Genomic DNA, 19,735 nt, shown 5'->3' on the forward strand with positions numbered 1-19,735 from the left:
ATAGTTTATTAAAGCCACTTGTAATGCCAGCGCGTATCAGGCTATAAAGCGCAATATTCAAATGTGGTTTACTTACCCGCTTGAATAATCCGATATTTAATAAGCACATTAGGCCGTTAGCAAATTATGTTTTTAAAACCTGAAAAAGCCAAAATGATCAAACCTGAAAACGCACTTAAAGGCCGCACTACGGCTATGGATATTTCAGGGATTCACACTGTCACCGGCAACAGCATGCAGGCGCCCTTCCCCGCCAGTATGGAAAAAGCATTATTTGGCCTTGGTTGTTTTTGGGGCGCCGAACGGAAGTTTTGGAGCCTTAAGGGTGTATACGCCACAGCCGTAGGTTATAGTGCCGGCTACACGCCAAACCCAAGTTATCAAGAAGTATGCTCAGGCTCCACGGGCCACAACGAAGTTGTTCTAGTGATCTACGACCCGGCTCAAATTAACTACAATACGCTACTTAAAACTTTTTGGGAGTCGCACAACCCAACGCAGGGCATGCGCCAAGGCAACGATCAAGGCACGCAATATCGCTCGGGCATTTATACCTATTCAGACCATCAACAGCAGTTGGCCGAGCACAGCAAAAAAGTCTTCCAGCAAGCGCTAGCTGATAAAGGCTTGGGCGTAATTACAACCGAAATAAAATCCGCCACCGAGTTTTATTATGCTGAAGAGTATCACCAGCAATACCTAGATAAAAACCCAAACGGTTATTGCGGGCTAGGTGGTTGTGGTGCCATATTGGATATGTAATTGCACTAAAACGCCGTAAGCTATTGGGCCCCAGTTACGCGTTATCACACCGCTATTTATACTACTGTTTATCCGTAAAAGGCAGTTACACCATAGCCGTGGTAGTATTTGTGCATTCACTATTAAACTTCAATTGCCTAGGAGGCAAAAATGCTAGATTCCGTACTGCGAGTATTCGGGAAAGATTTTGATGTCGAGGGGTTTCTTAAACAGTACCCTCTTTCGATACCCGCAGAGCCTTACTCAAAGGGCGAACCCGATTTACTCGGCAACCCTAATATAGACTCCGGCTTTGATGCGCTGGTTTCTGAACAGATAGAGCCAGAAGATAACCTAGCCCATGTGCGTGTGTTTTTAGAATCAAGCACAGAAGCCTTCGAAGCACTAAAAACCATGGGCATGACATGTATTATTGACATTGGCTGCACGGTGGATGCTCAAGAGCAGTGTGCGCAGTCGATCAATATTCCCGTCGATATTATGGCCCTTTGTTGCAAGCTGAATATATCCATTGAGTTTTCAGCTTACTCAAGTGTTGCAGCCATTTAATACACAACGCTTAGCGGGCAAAAGCGCCTATTGGCTTATGCCCGCTAAGCCCTAGAGCCCCCTCTCAGATATCGCCCCTTTCATAAAAAAAATCCCCGCCAGTACAACTCAACAACAAGACCAAATAGTCGTAATTATCACGGCAATACTTTGATAAATCGCCATTTGGCAACCATACTCAATAAGAGCATAAGAAAGCTCGCGCCTGATTTTAACGCCAACATATAACGATGTACGCCGCCCATATTGGCCAGGCCTAATGATACATGGATTAAACACAGAGGTTTTTTTGCCCAAAGCAAAGCCTGCAGGTATATAAATGCGCATTTATGTTGTTTTAGCGCTGGCAGTACTCCAGTGGTCAACCCTATTACAAGCACAAGCTGCAACGCTGCATGTTGTAGACCAGCATGGCCAACCATTGGAGGGCGCGATTGTAGAGTTCGCTCCGGCGGCGCTTGCTGCTGGGCGCTCCTCAGTTGCGGTGATGGATCAAATCGATAAACGCTTTAAGCCAGAACAGCTCATTGTGCAACGTGGCGATCAGGTATCTTTCCCTAACAGCGATGAAATAAGACACCATGTTTATTCTTTTTCGCCGACTAAGACATTTGAATTAAAGCTATATAAAGGTAAACACGGTGCGCCACTAACAATGGATACAGCCGGTGTGGTCGTGCTGGGATGCAATATTCACGATGCAATGGTGGGCTACATTTATGTCGCGGATAAAACTGCGATGGCCACAGATGAAAACGGCAGATTAGTGTTTAGCCCGCAAGCCGACCAGCCAATTACAGTATGGCACCCAAACCAAGCCTTAGATTTGCACAGTAAAACGCCCGTTACAGGAGTGAGCGGTGATAAACCTTGGCAGGTCACGATAGCCACAACGCTACCGCCAGCACCTGATACTTTTTCTGAGCGATTCCAAGGCAATGCGGCAATATCCCCTTAAGCATCAAGTTATTGCGCTGTGCGTTACACTAATTGTTGTGACCAGTGCCAGCATACTGTCTAGCTTTTGGTGGTTTAGTCACAGCTACAAAGAGCGAAACATCGATAGTGCCATCGACAGCGCCGCTAAAGTACTCGAGCGCTATGTATCAGAAAAACAGCAATTACTCTCTACCTCCCTCGCAATATTAACGGCAGACTACGGTTTTAAAACCGCGGTCGCAACCAATGACAAACTTACAATTTCCAGCGCATTAGATAATCTAGGCCAGCGGATAAATGCAGACCTCATGATTATTACTGGCACCAAGGGGCAGCTAATCGCATCTAGCCCTAAAACATTTAATGCATTAGCTGACCTTGTTTATGCCCAAGAAGTCCTCATTGAAAACCCTGGTAAAGCGCGTTTTGTTGTGCTGGATAAAACACTTTATCAATTAATTTTACAGCCGGTAAGGGCGCCGCGCACTGTTGCTTACACCGTCGCGGGTTTTATTATCGATTCTAAAACCGTATCAGAAATAAAAGTTTTAACCGGCGTAGACATCAGCTTTTACTCCAGCACTAACGAAGTTTTTGCAACCACATTTAAACAACCACGCTCGCAAGCACTGAGTGAGGTCCTTATAAGCCGTTACAGTAATGGTTTGTTTTTTAATCGCCCGACTTATCGAAACCGCCCTATTCCAATGCTATTGGCAGGATCGAATGATATTAATGGTGTCATTAGCGCTGATTTACGCCCGAGCCACGCACAGTTCGATCAATTGATTAGTACTGTTATTTGGTTAACAGCTTTTATACTTTTGCTTGGGTTTATTGCCAGCATTTGGTTCGGCAACCGGCTAACAAGCTCATTAGCACACTTAGTAAAAACCGCTAATCGTTTTGCCGCAGGCGACTATTCAAGCCACAGTATAAGCAGCCAAGCTAATTTTGAAGTGCATGCATTATCTTTAGCACTCAACGAAATGGGGATAGAAATTCGGCAGCGCGAACATCAAATTGCATTTAATGCCCGGCACGACCCCCTTACCCGCCTGCTTAACCGCAATGCCTTTTTAAACGGTATTGAGCAAGCCATAGACAAGCAAAAGCCATTTATTGTGATTGCCTATAACTTACGCGGATTTCGCAATATTAACGATAGCCTAGGGCCACAAATTGGCGATGCCTGCTTACAAGCCGTAGCGCAAAGAGTCAATAAATTCCCCTTCCCAAATTTAGCACTGCATGCCCGCTTGGGTGGCGATGAATTTATTGCGCTGCTGGAATTAGGTAAGGAATATTCAAGCGAATCGACCATAGAAATTTTTAACAACTGGATCGCCAAACCCATAGAGGTGAATGATTTAACACTTTCGTTTGCCTATAGTTTAGGCACTTGTAGTTACCCGCAGCACGCAAACGATGCAAAAAGCATGATGCGCAGAGCAATCATCGCGCTAGAGGAAGGTCGGCGAGAAAAGGTGGCTATACGCAGTTATAAAAGTGGCGAAGACGAAGAACATCTAGAGCGCCTTAAAATTATTGACCAACTTAAAGCGGCATTAAACCAAGAAGATCAGCTTTTTATGGTCTATCAACCCAAACTGAATTTAAAAAACGGCAATGTTGAAAAAGTAGAATCTTTAATTCGCTGGCAAAAGCCGGATGGCAAGTGGGTATCACCAGAGGTATTTATTGGTTTGGCTGAACAAGCCGGCTTAATTGTTGAAATCACTCAATGGGTGGTAAAAACGGTTATAACGCAAATGAGAGCATGGCAGAAGCAGAAAATATCCACCAAAGTGTCCATTAACATATCTGCACAAGACATCCTTCACCCAGATTTTATTTATTCCATTATCAAGCATTTAGAAGCCAATAAGTTAGACCCCCAAAGTATTACACTCGAAATCACCGAGCGTGATTTGATGGAAAATGAACAAGAAGGCGCGCAGCGTTTACACGCCCTGAAGGATGCAGGCTTCGACCTTGCAGTTGACGATTACGGTATAGGGCAATCCTCGTTAGGCAAACTCAAAAAATTGCCTATCGACGAGCTTAAAATTGATAAAAGCTTTATTTTAAAATTAGATCAATCCGAAGCCGATCAAGTTATTGTCCAGTCCACCATTCAACTGGGCCATAACTTAGGCTTGCACGTAGTAGCCGAGGGTGTTGAAAACCAAGCAACACAAGATATTTTACACCGAATGGGTTGCGATTATATCCAGGGGTTTTATTTCTGCCGGCCTATTACGTCCGACGAATTCATTAGCTGGTTAAAAAACTATGAAGATAACCGCAAGCCGAATTAGCCTCTGTTTTGTTTGGCTGTTAATAAGCAATTTGGCTATGGCCGCGAATGGTAAGCTTCTAGGCACCCCAGGCGTTGCCACCATAGAAGGCGCAGCCGGCGGCGGCATCGTACCTTGGGCTCAGCTTGCCGGTTATGCCAGCCGCGACGAAATATCGGCTAGTGGCTATTGTAGCCAGTCTAATGTTAAAGATTTCAGCCTGAATAATTGTGGCTTGCAAGTCAACATATTTGACCGTTTAGAACTTGCTGTGGCCCAGCAGAACTTTACAGTAGAGCCTCTCAATGTTGATATTAGCCAGCAAATAATCAGTGCCAAGCTGCGCCTTTATGGCGATATTATTTATAGCCGGTGGCCGCAAATCAGTTTAGGGGTGCAAGCCAAAACGCTGAAAGATCCTTGGGTCGTTGATGCCTTTGGTTCCACGAGTGATAAAGGCACAGATATATACATTGCTGCCAGTAAATTACACTTAGCGGCTATTGCTGGGCGCAATGCTTTTTGGAATATTACCTTGCGTAGCACACAAGCTAACCAGCTAGGGCTGCTAGGCTTTGGTAGCCAAAGTTATGGCCGCCAACTACAAATAGAAGCCTCTAGTGCCCTATTTGTTAATCAGCATTGGGCAATAGGCCTTGAGTATCGACAAAAGCCTAATAACTTAACCATCCCAGAAGACGATTGGGTCGACTTATTCATCGCTTGGTTTCCAAATAAGCGTGTTAATGTCACCGCGGCCTTTTTAGATCTTGGTGAAATTGCCGGAATACAGGATCAAACCGGCTGGCACTTATCCTTGATGGCCAATTATTAATCATGGAGATCTATGCATGAAGCTGTCACACATTGTTTTAAAGCTAGCTGCCGTTGTGATAATTAGCCTGTGCAGCGCTTGTGCTACAACACCGCAGAAAAATTTATTTATTGCATTAGGCGGCGAACAAGGCGTTCAATCTTTGGTTGATAAAATGATTACCGCCATAGGTAAAGACCCGAAAATTTTCGATTATTTTGCTGAAACAAAAGTTAGCCGCTTTAGACAAAAACTGTACCTGCACTTTTGCCACGTTGCCGATGGCCCCTGCACCTATGACGGCGACACAATGATTGATGTTCATACGGGCATGAACATCAATGAGGCCGACTTTAATCACCTAGTGGATATTCTAGTTGACGCAATGACGCAACAAGGCATTAAAAACACAACACAAAATGCCTTACTAAAAAAACTTGCGCCGCTCCGCCAAGACATTATTTATCGTTAACGCTATGGCATCTCTAAAAATGCACTTTTTCCGCGATAGCGGCTTACAGTTTTTTGATCCTCGACATTCAGCTCCTGCGCCGTTCTAATAAGGTACATCCTGTACCGATGCGTCCCTCTACCTCCTGAATCCATTCAGTCGCCCGGGCGGTGCTTGACCGCCACGGACGGCAATGTCATTAACTTAAGGCAGGCTAAGCGGTAGGCGGTGATTTTTCAGGACCCTCACGCCCCGGGAGCGCGTGCGGAGCGTCCATGGGTTGGCTTGAGCGAGTCCAGAAAAATTGTCGGCTGCCGCTAAGTTAATGACATTGCCACGGACGGAGGAAATGCAGAAAGTTGCCGGGAGCAACTTCTGCCCTTGCTCTCACTAAAAAATCACTATTTTTAGAGGTGCCCTGTAGAATAACAACGATTTTAATTAGCTAGAAAATATTTCGCTTTCGTTATTTAGCGTGCGGTTGCCATCGCCAAAGCGGGTCATGTTTAACCCCATGCGCTGGCCAATGGTCGCTAATAAATGTGAATGCGGTTCGCCATTAGGGTCGTAATTACCGTTGTAGTTATAGGTGATTTTCTTGCCGGTTTGCAAACCAAAAGCGTCGCCACCCGCTAAGAAAAACGGTATGCGATTAAAGTCGTGGCTATTCGAATGGCCAATTTCGCTGTAATGCATTACCAATGTGTTGTCCAATACAAAATCTGGACCATCTGGTGTCGTGGCCAACGTTGTAATCAAATTATTCAGCTGCTCGGCCCAATAAATACGATAGCGCTTCCATTCACCATTAAGATCATTGTGGGATGCATCGTGATCGTAGGCACTAAACCCTGGTAAGCGAATACCGTTTGCTTCGTGACCAAAAAGGAAATTAATGCTTCGCGTTAGGTCACATGAAATCGCTTGCGCAGCAATTTCTTGCATCGCGCGCGATATTTCATTAATGCTATTTTCGGCGTTCGGGTTGTTATCGGGCACCCCATTAAAATTAACAGCAGGCGCTGAGCAATTTTGGCTGGGTATTGCGTTTAAGCGTTGCTCTAATTGGGATAACGCATCGGCGTGTTGCTCTAAGCGCTCGCGCTCGAGCTGACCTAATTGACGCTGCAAGCGCGCCAATTCTGCAGCGGCGTTGGATAAGACGTTCGCATCAGGGTTGCCGGCGGCCGTATTGTTGCCACCACCGGCCGAAAAAAGCTGGTTATACAGGGCTTTAGCGTTATCCCACACCGGAACCTGCTGACCATTGCGGTAAGACGACGTATCGTGGTGGTCGAAGCGGTTGGGCATAACCCCCATTTGCACCGAGCCAAAAGGCGTTTCGTTACGGTAGTGGTCGCCAATAACAATATCGAGTGAATCATTACCATTTGCCGTTAGCGCTTTGCGGTTACCTTGTTTATGACCGTCACCAATATTGTAAGGGTTGCCATACATGGACATCCCATCGATAAATAGCATGCGGTTTTTTACGCTTTCCATCGGTCGCGAAAATTCATTCAACGATAGCTGGTCGTTAGGGTGCCACAAATTGGGCTGATCCCACGATGGGCCACCACCGTGTGGTGTAAAAACAAACATCACACGCTTAGGGCGCGTACCGGATACCGCCGCCATTGCCGAGCGCGCCAAAGTTAAGTGCAAAGGAAGTTGAACGCTCGCGAACGCCGCTGTGGTCAATTTTACTAAATCACGTCTTTTCATGGTGTTATCTCCCGGGCCATTATTCGCGAATTAAAAAGGTATTAGCAGAAACAATTTCCTGCCAAAGTTGCTGGAAGCTATAGCCCCCATTGCGCCAGCGCTCGGCCGTAGTTTGTACGGTGCAGGCGTCTTGGTGCTCTTGCCCGGTGGCATAAATCTGGAAGTTTTCGATTACACAAGCTGCCGCACTATTGGCATCAGATAAAATAACCGATAGCTCGTGCACGCCTTTAAACGGGTGCGCATCGGGCGCTGTAAGTTCGTTAAGGCCTGTTAAAACCCCGACATCATCAGGGTTGGCAACGGCTTTACCGGCACCGTCAAAGGTATCAAAACCAAAGCCCACATCATCTATGTATTGGTGACAAGATGCACAAGAAGGGTCCGCTGAGTGCTGCGAGAAACGCTCGCGCGGGCTCACACCGGGCACCGGCATGGGAATGTTAATTTCCAAGGTTGCATCGGGCAGTGGCATGGGCTGGCATAGCAAGTGTTTGCGCACAAATACACCGCGCAATACTGGCGAGGTATCGTTTGCTTTACCTTGACGAGCAAGCAGCGCGCCTAATTTTAAAATGCCGCCGCGCTCCCCATTAGTATCAATGCGTGACGTCGTTGCAGTAGCGCCATTTAAACCGTAGTAGTTAGCCAGCGCTGCATTCGCGTAGGTGTGATTGCTCACGTATAAATCACTGAACTGCGTAGCCTCACCCAATAAGACGCTTTGCATAAATTGCTGAAACTCTTCTTCCATGCCGGCTTTTACAGCCGGTGTAAAGTCACTGTATACACGGGTGTCTTTACTCACATCTTTAAAATCGAACAGCATTAACCACTGTCTAGCAAAGTCGATAATCGCCGCGTTAGCTTTGGGTGAACTCAATAAACGCTGAACTTGTGCGGTTAACTGCGCGCGCGTTTGCAACTGGTTATTTTGTGCTGCACTTAGCAAGGCATTGTCTGGGGTGGAACCTGTAAAAGTATAAGCCAGTAATGTAGCCGTTTCCCATGGCGTTAATCGGAAGTGATCACCATCAGCAACGCCTTGCTCTGGTCGATATAAAAAGTTTGGCGAAATTAAAAAGCCTTTTAACACCTTTGCAGCACCTTCGCGAGCATTGCCACCACTCAAGAAAATATCAACATAAGCGCCCTGTTCTTCATTACTTAATGGGCGACGGAAGATCTTACGCCCCATATCGGCAACAAAAGTACCTGCGCAGTTGGCATTAAGTTGGTCACAACCCACAACGGCATTAAAGCGACTTTCTATAACACTGTTTGCCACCGTATTGGCGGCATCCCAATATACGCCTATGCGCGATTCGCTAACACTTTCGGCAAAAGCATTGTTGTCGAAGCCGTGCACGCGAACACCACCGGGGAAGCTCGCGGTAATGTTCGTTAGAGCCGGCACCGAAAATAAATCATTAATGCTGTTTTGGTATTCGCGGTTGGTCAGCAAGCGCAAGGTTCGCGGTAATGGCGCTTCTTTATTGTCGCAGTCCATTGCGCTCGCAGGGGCAAATGTCATGATGTAGGCGGCAACGTTTGTGGCGCAGCTGCCTTGGCATTTTTGAATATTCCCCTTAGGCATGGTTAGGTCTATCGCTTGTGCTAAGCCAGCGACATTGTCTTGCCATTTAGCCGCACTTAGCGGTGTACCAAAATCAGTCCCCTCACCGTTATCTCCGTGACAAAGCGCACACTGCTCATCGTACTGCCCTTTACCGGCCATAACGTTTTCGCGCACGTTTACGGTAAGCGTTTGCTGGCTAAGGTTGTTGTCATTATCGGTTACGCTCAAGGTCACGTTATAGCTGCCTGCTGCACTAAAACTGTGGCTGGCCTCGGGGCCTTGCGCGCTGTTGCCATCACCAAAGTTCCACGCGTAACTAACAATATTACCGCCAGGGTCAACACTTGCGGCGCCGCTAAAACTTAAGCTTTCACCAATAATCGCGCTGTTTGGTGCAGTAATCTGGGCAACCGGCGGGCCATCATATGCCCCTAAAACTTCAAGTTCCCAAAATGAGTAACCCCACTGGGTTCCACGTTCGACGCCTTTAAAGCGCACATAGCGTGCAGGAGCAGGCGCTGCCAATGTGATGGTATCTTGGCCGCCATTACCGTTCACCTCGGCATACACTGTTTGCCAGTTACTGCCATCCATAGAGGTTTCTAAGTTATAAACCGTGCCGTAGGCATCTTCCCAATTAATGGCAAAACTGCAAATAACGGCTTCGCTACCTAAGTCGACAGACAACCATTCGTTATCGGTATAAGCGCTAGACCAGCGCGTTGCAGGGTTTTGATCAAAGGCAAAATTGGGGCTGGTATCATCCGTATTGGTATCAATACTGGAGCCTACGCCAGCTAGGCCCGCCGCGATATTAACCGGTTGATCACAACTTGACGTTTCCACCGGCATCATTGGCTGGCTACTACTGGCCATACTCGAGCTAAGCGCAACACTCGACGCAACGCTCGATACCGCAGTGGCTTCAGAGCTGCTTGTTTCGGTACCCGGCCCTGCAACACAACCTGCCAGCGCAAACGAGGCGCAGCCAATAGCTACCTGCCTTATTGTTCGAGAAAAGTTTGAATAACGATTCACCATGTAGAACACCCCAACGTGTTTTTATTGTTTTGCGTGCCTTAAGGCGCGCTTTTAAAGAAAGTAAACCTTGCTGCCTGCGAGCCTAAGGAGCAAATGTGCACACAATGTGGAGAAAAAAAGAGAAAGGATTTGATTTGTGAAGCCCCGCACACCGAGTCGATATTTGTAAGTTTCTAGCGGCGTGGCGGGCATAAAGTGTCGGGTAAAATAAGGCGCTTGCGCTACATTGTGAGCCGCATCCAAAGCCTATGGGTACAGAGCCAAGCCCTCGCAGTCAGCATTTCAGGCATATTGGCAATGCCATCGCACCCTAAGGCTAACCGTTAAATGTGCACACAATATGGAGACCAATAGCCCTACGTTTATTTGAGAGTTCGCGCACAGCCGCTAGCTGCTATTGCGTAAAACGTTTGCCTTGCATTTACACAAAGCGAGAATATGCTCATTAAGGCGCTTGTGAATAATTCTAAGCACGCAAGCCGAATACCGTCGCGCACCGTTTTATTGAGATTACAAACCGCGCAGTATCACAAACACTGCCGATGGGTAGTAAAAGCGTATGAAACCAATAGCCTCGCAAGTAAAGCAATGTGGCTCGTTAGATGATTTAGGAATAGATATTTGAAGCTCCATTTATGCCGCTTAATCGCGTGGGTTATTTTTTTGTTGTTGGTGCCATTAATCGCATACGCACAACAATCCCCTGTACCCAAGCACTCCTCCCTCTTGCGCTTTGAGCATGTTTTTGAAGCATTTCCAGACGGTATTTCGCCTCACAGCAACCTGCCGCATATTATTCAAGATAGCGCAGGCATGATGTGGTTTGCCGGTGATAGCCTTTATCGTTATGACGGCACGCAACTTTACCCTTACCAGCTCGACCCGATGAGTATATGTTCAAGTTTTATTACCGGGATGGCCATTGATCTCGACGGCATACTTTGGATCACTACTGAAAAAGGCGTATGCCAATACGTAGCCAATACTGACAAATTTAAACCATTTGGCCTACACACGGGGCAAGCGCTTTCGCGCAATGCAAGCGCAATAAATGTTAGCCCCAATAATGAGGTGTATATTGGCTTTAGTAGCGAGCTTGCCATTATTAACCCAGCGCGTACGGATATAACATTTCTTAGCTCCCCGCTTAAGTCGCAATACCACAACCGCAGCAATGAATTTCGCGCAATTTTTTTTGAATCAGCAAACAGCGTTTGGCTCGGCAGTTTAGCTTCTGGGCTAATTCATTTCTCCCCGAGTACGGGGTTTTTCGAGCACTACATGAATACGCCTGCACAACCTAATTTATTGCCAAGCAATGATGTGCGTACGATAGCAATGGATAAACAAGGGGATCTGTGGTTTGGCATGCACCAAGGTGGCGTTAGCAAACTATTAAAAGACAAAAAAACGTTTCAACATTATTTGAATGACGATGACAGCTACAATTTAGGTAGCTCGTATATTTGGTCTATCAAATTAGATTCTACCGGGCAGCTTTGGCTGGCATCTGATGGCGGTGGCTTACTGGGCTACAACGCCGACAGCGATAGCTTCTTTGCTTATCGCCACGATGTGAACAATCGCAATAGTATTGCAAGTAATAAACCAACAACCGTGTACGAAGACAGCGCCAACAACCTTTGGGTAAGCTTATACCCAGAAGGCATTGATTTAATTAATCGCAGCAGCGCCGATGTAAATCAGTTCTATGCAAATTCCAGCAGCACGCACAGTGTGAATGACAATGGCATATTAAGTATTTTTGAAGATTCGCAACAATCAATTTGGATTGGCACTGAAAAAGGACTTAATCGTTTTAACAAAACCGCTTATACCTTCGAAAACTATTCAGACGGAAGCCAAGCATGGGCAATTCCCCAAGTACCAATCACTTATATAGCAGAGGATCATAAGGGGCAATTGTGGTTCAGCACCTGGGGGGAAGGCCTGTATCGCGTTTCCCCTCAAAATCAGCAAGTGACCCATTTCGCGCCATCAAAGACAAACCCAAACACTGTAGATGCAGCAAGATTCTGGGGTATATTGCCCGAAAGCGAGCACATTTTATTCGCATCTGAAGGGGTTCAAGGGATATTACAATTCCGCTTTGACACGCAATCATTTAGCCGTATCCATCTAGTTGATGGCGGTTCCGCGTTTAATGGCACCCATGTATACAACGTATTGCGCGATAGCAAAGATAACTTGTGGATCGCCTCTATTGGGGGGCTTTATCGGCAGGCGCCCGCAGGGGAATTGGTCGAATTGTCTAGCGAAAGTTTTAATCCAAGCACTATATCGAGCTTCCGAATTCGTAGCTTGTTTGAAGACAACCGCAATAACATTTGGGTCGGCACAGAGGATCAAGGAGTCTATATCTATAACCCCCAAAGTCAGCACTTTAAACACTTAGGGTTAGCGCAAGGGATACCCTCAAATAATATAACGAAAATTCAGCAGTCTCCCGATGGCGACATATGGCTATTTACCCGCAATGGCTTGGCGCGTATTAATCAAACGAATCAAGCGGTCAAAGTTTTTAATAAAGCCCACGGTCTAGCCGATAGTAATTTTAACCGCGGAGCGGGATTTATTGATAGCGACGGTACGCTATACGCCGGTGCAGCTAAAGGGTTGAGCATATTAAATGTACAAAGTTTAAAATCGAAAATACAGCACTTCCCCGTACACATTACGGGCTTAAAGCTTTTCAACAAAACGATTAAAGCCGGTGAATACCCACTGGAAAATAAAAGTATTTTACAGGCCAAAGCCATCACTTTACGCCACACAGATGATGTGTTTACCCTTAATTTTGCCGGCCTTAGTTATCCATTATCGCGCTGGAACCAATATGCTTATAGGCTAGAAGGTTATGACGCGACATGGAATTATATTGGCAAAAACCACTCGGCCACCTATACCAATATTCCTGCGGGGAAATACACCTTTCATGTTAAAGCGCAAGACCAGCACGGTAACTGGAGCGACCAACAAGACAGCCTAGCCATAACAATAAACCCTGCCCCCTGGCAAACGTGGTGGGCTTATGTAGGCTATATTCTGTTGGCAATACTAATATTGCAGGCACTTTTGTATTTACATGCGCAGCGTTTAAAATACCGAAAAGAAAAGTTGCTAAACGCCGAAATCATTCGTTTAAATGCAGTGCGCGAAGCCTTGCGAAGAGACTTTATGGCCGATATTTCGCACGAGTTACGCACACCCTTGTCAATCCTTACCGGCGAGGTCGAAGCGGTACAGGACGGCATACGTCCGCTGAGCATGGCAACCGTTGAATCTATACGCAGTGAAGTTACGATGATCAAAAAAATTGTTAATGACCTTTACGATTTAGCCCTTTCCGATTCCGGCGCTATGCAATGTAATATGAAAAAAGTGGATATTAGTCAGGTATTAACCCTAGCTGTTTCCCAAATGCAAATTAAATTCGAACAAAAATCCATCGAGCTTAAACTGAATATAGCGGCTAAGGGGCTTTTTGTGGAGGGCGACCAACAACGCTTACACCAATTGTTTTTAAATTTATTAGAAAATAGCTTTCGCTATACATTCAGCGAAGGAACACTAGCCATTAGCGCCTACAAAAAAAATGCACAAGTGATTGTCGATTTTTCTGATACTGCCCCAGCCGTTGAAAAATACGCCTTGAATGATATTTTCAAGCGCTTTTATACCGTTGACACCTCCCGCAATCGGGAGCACGGAGGTTCGGGTTTGGGGTTGTCTATTTGTAAAAACATCGCCCTGGCGCACGGGGCAAATATTAGCGCGCACCCTTCCCCGCTGGGAGGGCTGCGCATAAAGGTAGAATTCCCCTATTTTGGAAGTTCATCAATATAATGTCTAACTTTGAAGGTAAAGAAGTGCTCATCATTGAGGACGAGCAAAAAATAGCCGACTTAATCGTTGATTATTTAAACGCCAGCGATATTGCTACCCACTGGGTAAGCGATGGAGCTAAAGCACTTGATGTTTTTACACAAAGACAACCTGCATTAGTATTACTGGATGTATTGCTGCCAGGCACTGACGGTTTTAAACTTTGCAAAAGCATTCGTGCTTTATCCCAAGTACCCATTATTATGGTAACTGCCAAAGTCGAGGAGAACGATCGCTTAGAAGGTTTTGATTTAGGTGCCGACGATTATATCTGTAAACCTTTTAGCCCTCGTGAATTGGTTTATCGGGTGAAAGCCATCTTAAATAGAACACCCAATATTACAGCCCCCCCAGAAGACGCGAACAACTGCCCCCTTCACCTTGACCCCAAAACATTCAAAGCCACTTTTCTATCAGTTGATTTAGAAGTAACACCCGTAGAATTTAAACTGTTGACGACACTGTCTGACCAAATGGGGAGAATTTTTAGCCGCGATGAGTTGCTCGATCACGTCTACCCTGGGCACCGGATCGTCAATGACCGAACCATTGATAGCCACATCAAGAACCTGCGTAAAAAAATGAAGGCCATTGCCCCTGATATAGAGCTTATTCAATCGGTATATGGCGTGGGTTATAAAATAGAGGGCCTTTAATGAAGGATCGACCGGCAAAGTATTAGGTTTACCCCTTCGCATATAACCCTGTCGGTTTAATCGAATAGATTTGAATGCTGTTTGATTTCGCCTTCAGTTTAGTTAAGATGGCTAGCGATTTGGCTTGGGCAAGTTTTCGTAGAACGAAAGGGTCTGTGCGCTGAGGCCACCAGCAATCAACCCTAATCCTTTGAGCCGATACAGTTGGTCACCCGTACTTACGGCTGGATGCTTTTCTTGATGGGTTAGTAGCATTCGTTTTCTCATCCAGTAAACTATTCGTTATATTATCTCGTCCACGCTTGCGCTCGCGCTACAGGTTGCCCACTACATTAACTCCTGGGCTATTGACTATAAATTTCCACAGCTAAATCAGGTAAGATCACAAAAAAAGCGCTTTTTAAGAGATGCCTATAACATCATTTGAGGATTGTATGATTAGACTACTAACGATGGCTTTGCTGTGCGTATTCAGCGCCAATGCTATTTCACACGGCATGTCCGCTGAAGATCAAGCCAGAATACTCAACGCGGGGCACTTAGAATATATGCATCTGGGTGCGACGCATATGTTGTCTGGCTACGATCATTTGCTGTTTCTTTTCGGGGTGATGTTTTTCTTAACGCGGTTTCGCGATATTTTAAAATTTATTACAGCGTTTACCGTTGGCCATTCAATTACGTTGGTATTGGCAACACTATGGGGAATCACCGCCAATTACTATTTGGTTGATGCTGTTATCGCTTTAACGGTATGTTACAAAGCGTTTGACAACCTCGATGGTTTTAAAAAATATTTCCAAATGTCTTCGCCGAATTTAACCTCGATGGTGTTTATATTCGGTTTAATCCATGGTTTTGGCTTATCGACACGACTGCAACAATTGCCCTTGGGCGATAATGGCCTTGTGTTGAAAATCCTATCTTTCAACATCGGCGTTGAAGTGGGACAAATCATTGCATTGTGCGTGATGTTCGTTATTTTGCTCGCGTGGCGAAAAACGGCATCGTTCCATCGATTTAGCAAAGCGGCCAATGCGGCATTAATGATGGCCGGTGGGTTGTTATTGTTGATGCAATTACACGGTTACTTACACACGGCACATCCCCACGACTTTCCGTTGAATCAGGATGATCACCATCACGCTCACGAAGATATGCAGCGAACATTGGCGCCTATATCAAACACCCCTAAGACGTTCGACCTCGGCACCAACAGCTTTCCTGGGCTATTACCCGAACAGCAAAAAGAGCAAAAATATCAACCTGACGAGCATTCACACGATGGCGAACACTATCACTCCCACTAATCCCAACAAATTAAAGCTAAGGCCCGCCAGACCTATAGCTCCCGCTTTGGCGGCGAGGCCTGCTTACCTAGCCAAACGACGGTTTTTACCGTTAGGGGAGCAACTTTTGTTCTGGCTTTCACAAAAAATTACTACTTTCAGAGACGCCTTCGAGTCACAATCCCCGAGCTAACAGTTAGTCCATTCAAAATAAGGCTTATTATGGCAATCCCTACCCCCGTTGCGCTTTACCCAAGCTATAAAGATTTCAAGGACTTTGCCTTTGAGGAGTTTAACCAACTTGAACATTTTTTAAGCAGCGGCGACGATTGGCGTATGCCGCATTGGCAATGGGGTTTGGAGTTTTTAAATTATACTGGGCGCAACAAATCCGAGCATACCTTTACCCGCTTTCGCACAGAGGTAGAGCGCTTTTTACTGTGGCTTTTTTTAATTAAGTTAAAACCCATGTCGCAGCTGGGAAAAGCCGATATTCTAGAATATGCCGACTTTTGCTGGCAGCCACCGGTTAACTGGATTTGCCTAGCCAACCACGAAAAATTCCTGTTTGAAAATGGCCGCTATATACAGAACCCAGCTTGGGCGCCATTTAAATTAAAGTTAGCTAAAGGGCTAGACCTTAACAAAGCTACGCCTGACAAAAAAAAATATAAACCCTCCCAGCAAACATTGACCGCCACCTTCACGGCCATCATTGCCTTTTATAAGTACCTAATGAATGAAGAATACCTTTATGGCAACCCAGCGCAAATCGCCAAAACCGATTGCAGGCATTTTATAAAGGATGCACAGGTAAAGGAGGTAAGGCGGCTTACGCAGGAGCAATGGCAATATGTGCACGCCGTTACCTTGGCAAAAGCCAACGAAGATCCAGACTACGAGCGCAGCCTATTTATTATCTCTGCCCTTAAAACATTGTTTTTACGGATATCCGAATTATCTGAGCGGGCACAATGGTCACCACTGATGAGCCATTTTTGGCAAGATGCCGATAAAAACTGGTGGTTAAAAATTTATGGCAAAGGCCGTAAGCTGCGCGACATTACTGTACCAGATAGCTTTATTGATTATTTAAAACGCTACCGCGCTTACCGGGGACTAAGCCCTTTGCCCTCCTCGGGTGAAAACGAGCCCATCGTTGAAAAACTGCGAGGCCGCGGCGGCATGACCTCGCGCCAGCTATCGCGCATCGTGCAAGATATATTCGACTTGGCCTACGAAAAAATGTGTCGTGTAGAAGGTGAAGATAATGCCCGCAAGCTTAAAGAGGCCTCTAGCCATTGGTTGCGCCATACCGGTGCCAGCATGGAAGTAGAGCGCGGCCGCGCATTAAAGGACTTATCCGAAGATTTAGGTCACGCAAGCATGGCTACAACAGATACCGTTTACGTGCAAACAGAGAACCGCATTCGGGCCGAAAGCGGCAAGCACCGCAAAGTTGATTAACAGGCCAATTTTCGGCCTGACCAAATATTTTGGCTAATTGCTAACTCAAGCGCTAGAATGTTCGCCCATCAAAGCTAAAGCGAGAAGCACACAGTGGTAGACCAATTTTGGGCGCAGGCCTTGGGCATGCTAAGTTTTGCGCTCGGCCTTTTTTGTTTTTTTCAAAAAGACGATGCTCGCCTCAAATACGTAATGCTGGCCGTTACCCTTAATAATGCAGTGCACTTTGCGCTACTTGGCGCTACAACCTCCGTCATTGCCGCCCTATTTTCGGCTGTGCGCACCGGTGCGTCGCTTTACACCTCATCAAAGTATGTTGCCTATGCTTTTATTCTGGGGGTACTGGTTTTTGGTGCTTATGCCGCGCAAAGTTGGCTAGATATGCTGCCGGTAATTGGCGCATCTATCGGGACTTACGCACTCTTTTGCCTTAATGGCATCCCCATGCGGGTAGCACTGCTAGGCGGCACCCTGTGCTGGCTGATCAACAACGTGCTGATTGGCTCGATCGGCGGTAGTTTGCTGGAACTGTCGCTTTTGGTTGTTAACCTAAACACCATACGCAGGCTACATTTGACTGCACTAAAACCCCAGCATTAGCGCAATTTAACGGTTTTAATGAACCCGCCCAGCAACTTTGGAAAGCCAAAACCAATACTTTGGTCATACCAATATGCGATAGCGGTCACAGTGTTTGGCCCGAGGTGTCGATATGATGGCACGACAGTCGGACAGTGGCTATAGATCCTTGGCGCGACTTAACACACGAGAAGTTTGATGACGGCTTTTTCTAGAGCAACTACACCCTAGTGCGCTTTGCCGATACGATTGTGTTTTAGATAATATATAGCGGGCAAATCTGATTACATCAACTACGTATTGGCTACTGCAGGCAAAGATGGCCTAGCGCCCCTTAACTCAGCCAAAACACTAGGGCGAGACGCCTTTTTGGAATACCACGGGCGCGCTATTTGTAACAGTGCCCTAGGCGCTCGCCGGCAACGCCAATGCAGTCACAGCCTGCGACTAATATGAATAGAAGGCCCCTATTTTAAGGGGCCTTTTTTATGTTGATTAAATAGAAATCGCTTCTTTAGCATCTTAAAGGTTGAGGAAAAATTCTGTGGCGGCTAATATGGCCTTACCAATTTTTAACATTGCGTAACCCTATAAGTTTTACCACCAAATAATCCATCGCAAGAAAATAAAAGGTGTACTCCCAAGTGGTAGCACCCAACTATAAATATGCGGCACACATTCATGATTAAACCAATTTTCACCATTTTCGCTTCCGTTACACTTTTGCTATTGCTCGGCGCATGCCAAAAGAACGACCGCCAACAAACGCTTAAGCTTGCCCACACATTAAATATCGATCACCCAGTGCATAAAGCGCTTATCTATATGGCCGAGCGACTTAAGGAAAAGTCTTATGGCGCTATGGCTATCGATATATACCCTAGCGGCCAGCTTGGTGGCGAGCGCGAATTAATCGAACTTTTACAAATCGGCAGCCTAGCCATGACAAAAGTTTCGTCTAGCCCGCTAGAAGAATTCATCGACGAAATGAAAGTATTCAGCACCCCTTACCTGTTTGAAGATAACGATCATTTTTGGCGAACGCTTAATGGGGATGTAGGCCGCCACATCTTACTTTCGGGTGAATCTGTGTTTTTGCGTGGCCTTGGTTTTTACGATGCAGGCAGCCGAAGCTTTTACAGCGTCAACAAACCCATACACACTCCCGATGATTTGGCCGGCCTAAAAATACGCGTACAGCAAAGTCAATCAGCGATTCAAATGGTCAACACCCTAGGTGGCAGCGCCACACCTATCGCGTGGGGCGAACTTTATACTGCGCTACAACAAGGTGTTGTTGATGGTGCCGAGAATAACCCTCCTAGTTTCTGGTCATCAAAGCATTTCGAAGTGGCAAAGTATTACACCCTCGATGAACACACAATGGTGCCGGATATTATCCTTATCAGCCAATACACATGGGACCACCTAAACCCACAACAACAGGGTTGGCTACAAAGCGCAATGGACGAATCAGTTGTCTATCAACGTAAGTTATGGGCCGAAGCCACAGAAGAAGCGCTTGAAGCCGTAGCAGCCGCCGGTGTGGAAATCATCAGGCCAAATAAAGCGCCCTACCAACAAAAGGTTCAATCCGCGGCGGCCTCTGCTGCCCAGAACCAACCCCAAATCAATAAAGACATTATTAATAAAATCAAATTACTCCGCAAATAGAGTG

At 46.1% G+C, this 19,735-nt stretch carries 14 protein-coding genes; 12 read left to right on the forward strand and 2 right to left on the reverse strand.

Translation table 11 applies throughout. The features are described from left to right. The first annotated feature begins 126 nt into the window (after window positions 1–126). The 6 genes from msrA (at window position 127) to MARGE09_RS15275 (ending at window position 5,836) form a co-directional block, all read left to right on the forward strand. Window positions 127–762, forward strand: coding sequence for a peptide-methionine (S)-S-oxide reductase MsrA (gene msrA / locus MARGE09_RS15250; protein WP_236983269.1), 636 nt, complete (start codon window positions 127–129; stop codon window positions 760–762). 150 nt (window positions 763–912) lie between these two features. Continuing rightward, the gene (locus MARGE09_RS15255) at window positions 913–1,311 is read left to right on the forward strand and encodes a hypothetical protein (protein WP_236983271.1); all 399 of its coding nucleotides are present in this window, start codon (window positions 913–915) and stop codon (window positions 1,309–1,311) included. A gap of 319 nt (window positions 1,312–1,630) precedes the next feature. Next, window positions 1,631–2,269 (forward strand): methylamine utilization protein, encoded by a 639-nt coding sequence (locus MARGE09_RS15260; RefSeq protein ID WP_236983273.1) that lies wholly within the window; start codon window positions 1,631–1,633, stop codon window positions 2,267–2,269. Next, window positions 2,250–4,571: a bifunctional diguanylate cyclase/phosphodiesterase gene (locus tag MARGE09_RS15265; RefSeq protein WP_236983274.1), complete on the forward strand. Its 2,322-nt coding sequence runs from the start codon at window positions 2,250–2,252 to the stop codon at window positions 4,569–4,571. The genes MARGE09_RS15260 and MARGE09_RS15265 overlap by 20 nt, the downstream gene beginning before the upstream one ends. 37 nt (window positions 4,572–4,608) lie before the next feature. Beyond that, entirely contained in the window at window positions 4,609–5,385 is a 777-nt protein-coding gene (locus tag MARGE09_RS15270; protein WP_236983275.1) for a DUF3034 family protein, read from the forward strand. A 16-nt stretch (window positions 5,386–5,401) separates the two neighbouring features. Beyond that, on the forward strand, window positions 5,402–5,836 hold the full coding sequence (locus tag MARGE09_RS15275) for a group I truncated hemoglobin (protein ID WP_236983276.1): 435 nt from the start codon (window positions 5,402–5,404) through the stop codon (window positions 5,834–5,836). A 420-nt stretch (window positions 5,837–6,256) separates the two neighbouring features. On the opposite strand, the gene MARGE09_RS15280 is transcribed toward MARGE09_RS15275, so the two are convergent. Next, entirely contained in the window at window positions 6,257–7,540 is a 1,284-nt protein-coding gene (locus MARGE09_RS15280) for a DUF1552 domain-containing protein (protein WP_236983277.1), read from the reverse strand. A 19-nt stretch (window positions 7,541–7,559) separates the two neighbouring features. Continuing rightward, complete coding sequence (locus MARGE09_RS15285) at window positions 7,560–10,160, reverse strand: DUF1592 domain-containing protein (protein WP_236983278.1); 2,601 nt, start codon at window positions 10,158–10,160, stop codon at window positions 7,560–7,562. 621 nt (window positions 10,161–10,781) lie between these two features. Between MARGE09_RS15285 and MARGE09_RS15290 the strand changes: the two genes are divergently transcribed. The 6 genes from MARGE09_RS15290 to MARGE09_RS15315 all read left to right on the forward strand — a co-directional run bounded on the left by MARGE09_RS15290 (window position 10,782) and on the right by MARGE09_RS15315 (window position 19,731). Further along, window positions 10,782–14,027, forward strand: a complete 3,246-nt coding sequence (locus MARGE09_RS15290) for a ligand-binding sensor domain-containing protein (RefSeq protein WP_236983279.1) — start codon at window positions 10,782–10,784, stop codon at window positions 14,025–14,027. Beyond that, entirely contained in the window at window positions 14,027–14,722 is a 696-nt protein-coding gene (locus tag MARGE09_RS15295) for a response regulator (RefSeq protein ID WP_236983280.1), read from the forward strand. Before MARGE09_RS15290 ends, MARGE09_RS15295 begins: the two co-directional genes overlap by 1 nt. Window positions 14,723–15,156: 434 nt before the next feature. After that, the gene (locus MARGE09_RS15300; protein WP_236983281.1) at window positions 15,157–16,032 is read left to right on the forward strand and encodes a HupE/UreJ family protein; all 876 of its coding nucleotides are present in this window, start codon (window positions 15,157–15,159) and stop codon (window positions 16,030–16,032) included. Window positions 16,033–16,233: 201 nt separating this feature from the next. Then, window positions 16,234–17,478: a tyrosine-type recombinase/integrase gene (locus MARGE09_RS15305; RefSeq protein WP_236983282.1), complete on the forward strand. Its 1,245-nt coding sequence runs from the start codon at window positions 16,234–16,236 to the stop codon at window positions 17,476–17,478. A 93-nt stretch (window positions 17,479–17,571) separates the two neighbouring features. After that, window positions 17,572–18,078, forward strand: coding sequence for a YgjV family protein (locus tag MARGE09_RS15310; protein WP_236983284.1), 507 nt, complete (start codon window positions 17,572–17,574; stop codon window positions 18,076–18,078). Window positions 18,079–18,738: 660 nt separating this feature from the next. After that, on the forward strand, window positions 18,739–19,731 hold the full coding sequence (locus MARGE09_RS15315) for a TRAP transporter substrate-binding protein (protein ID WP_236983286.1): 993 nt from the start codon (window positions 18,739–18,741) through the stop codon (window positions 19,729–19,731). Window positions 19,732–19,735 lie beyond the last annotated feature (4 nt).

The sequence above is a fragment of the Marinagarivorans cellulosilyticus genome (genome assembly GCF_021655555.1).
Classification (GTDB): domain Bacteria; phylum Pseudomonadota; class Gammaproteobacteria; order Pseudomonadales; family Cellvibrionaceae; genus Marinagarivorans; species Marinagarivorans cellulosilyticus.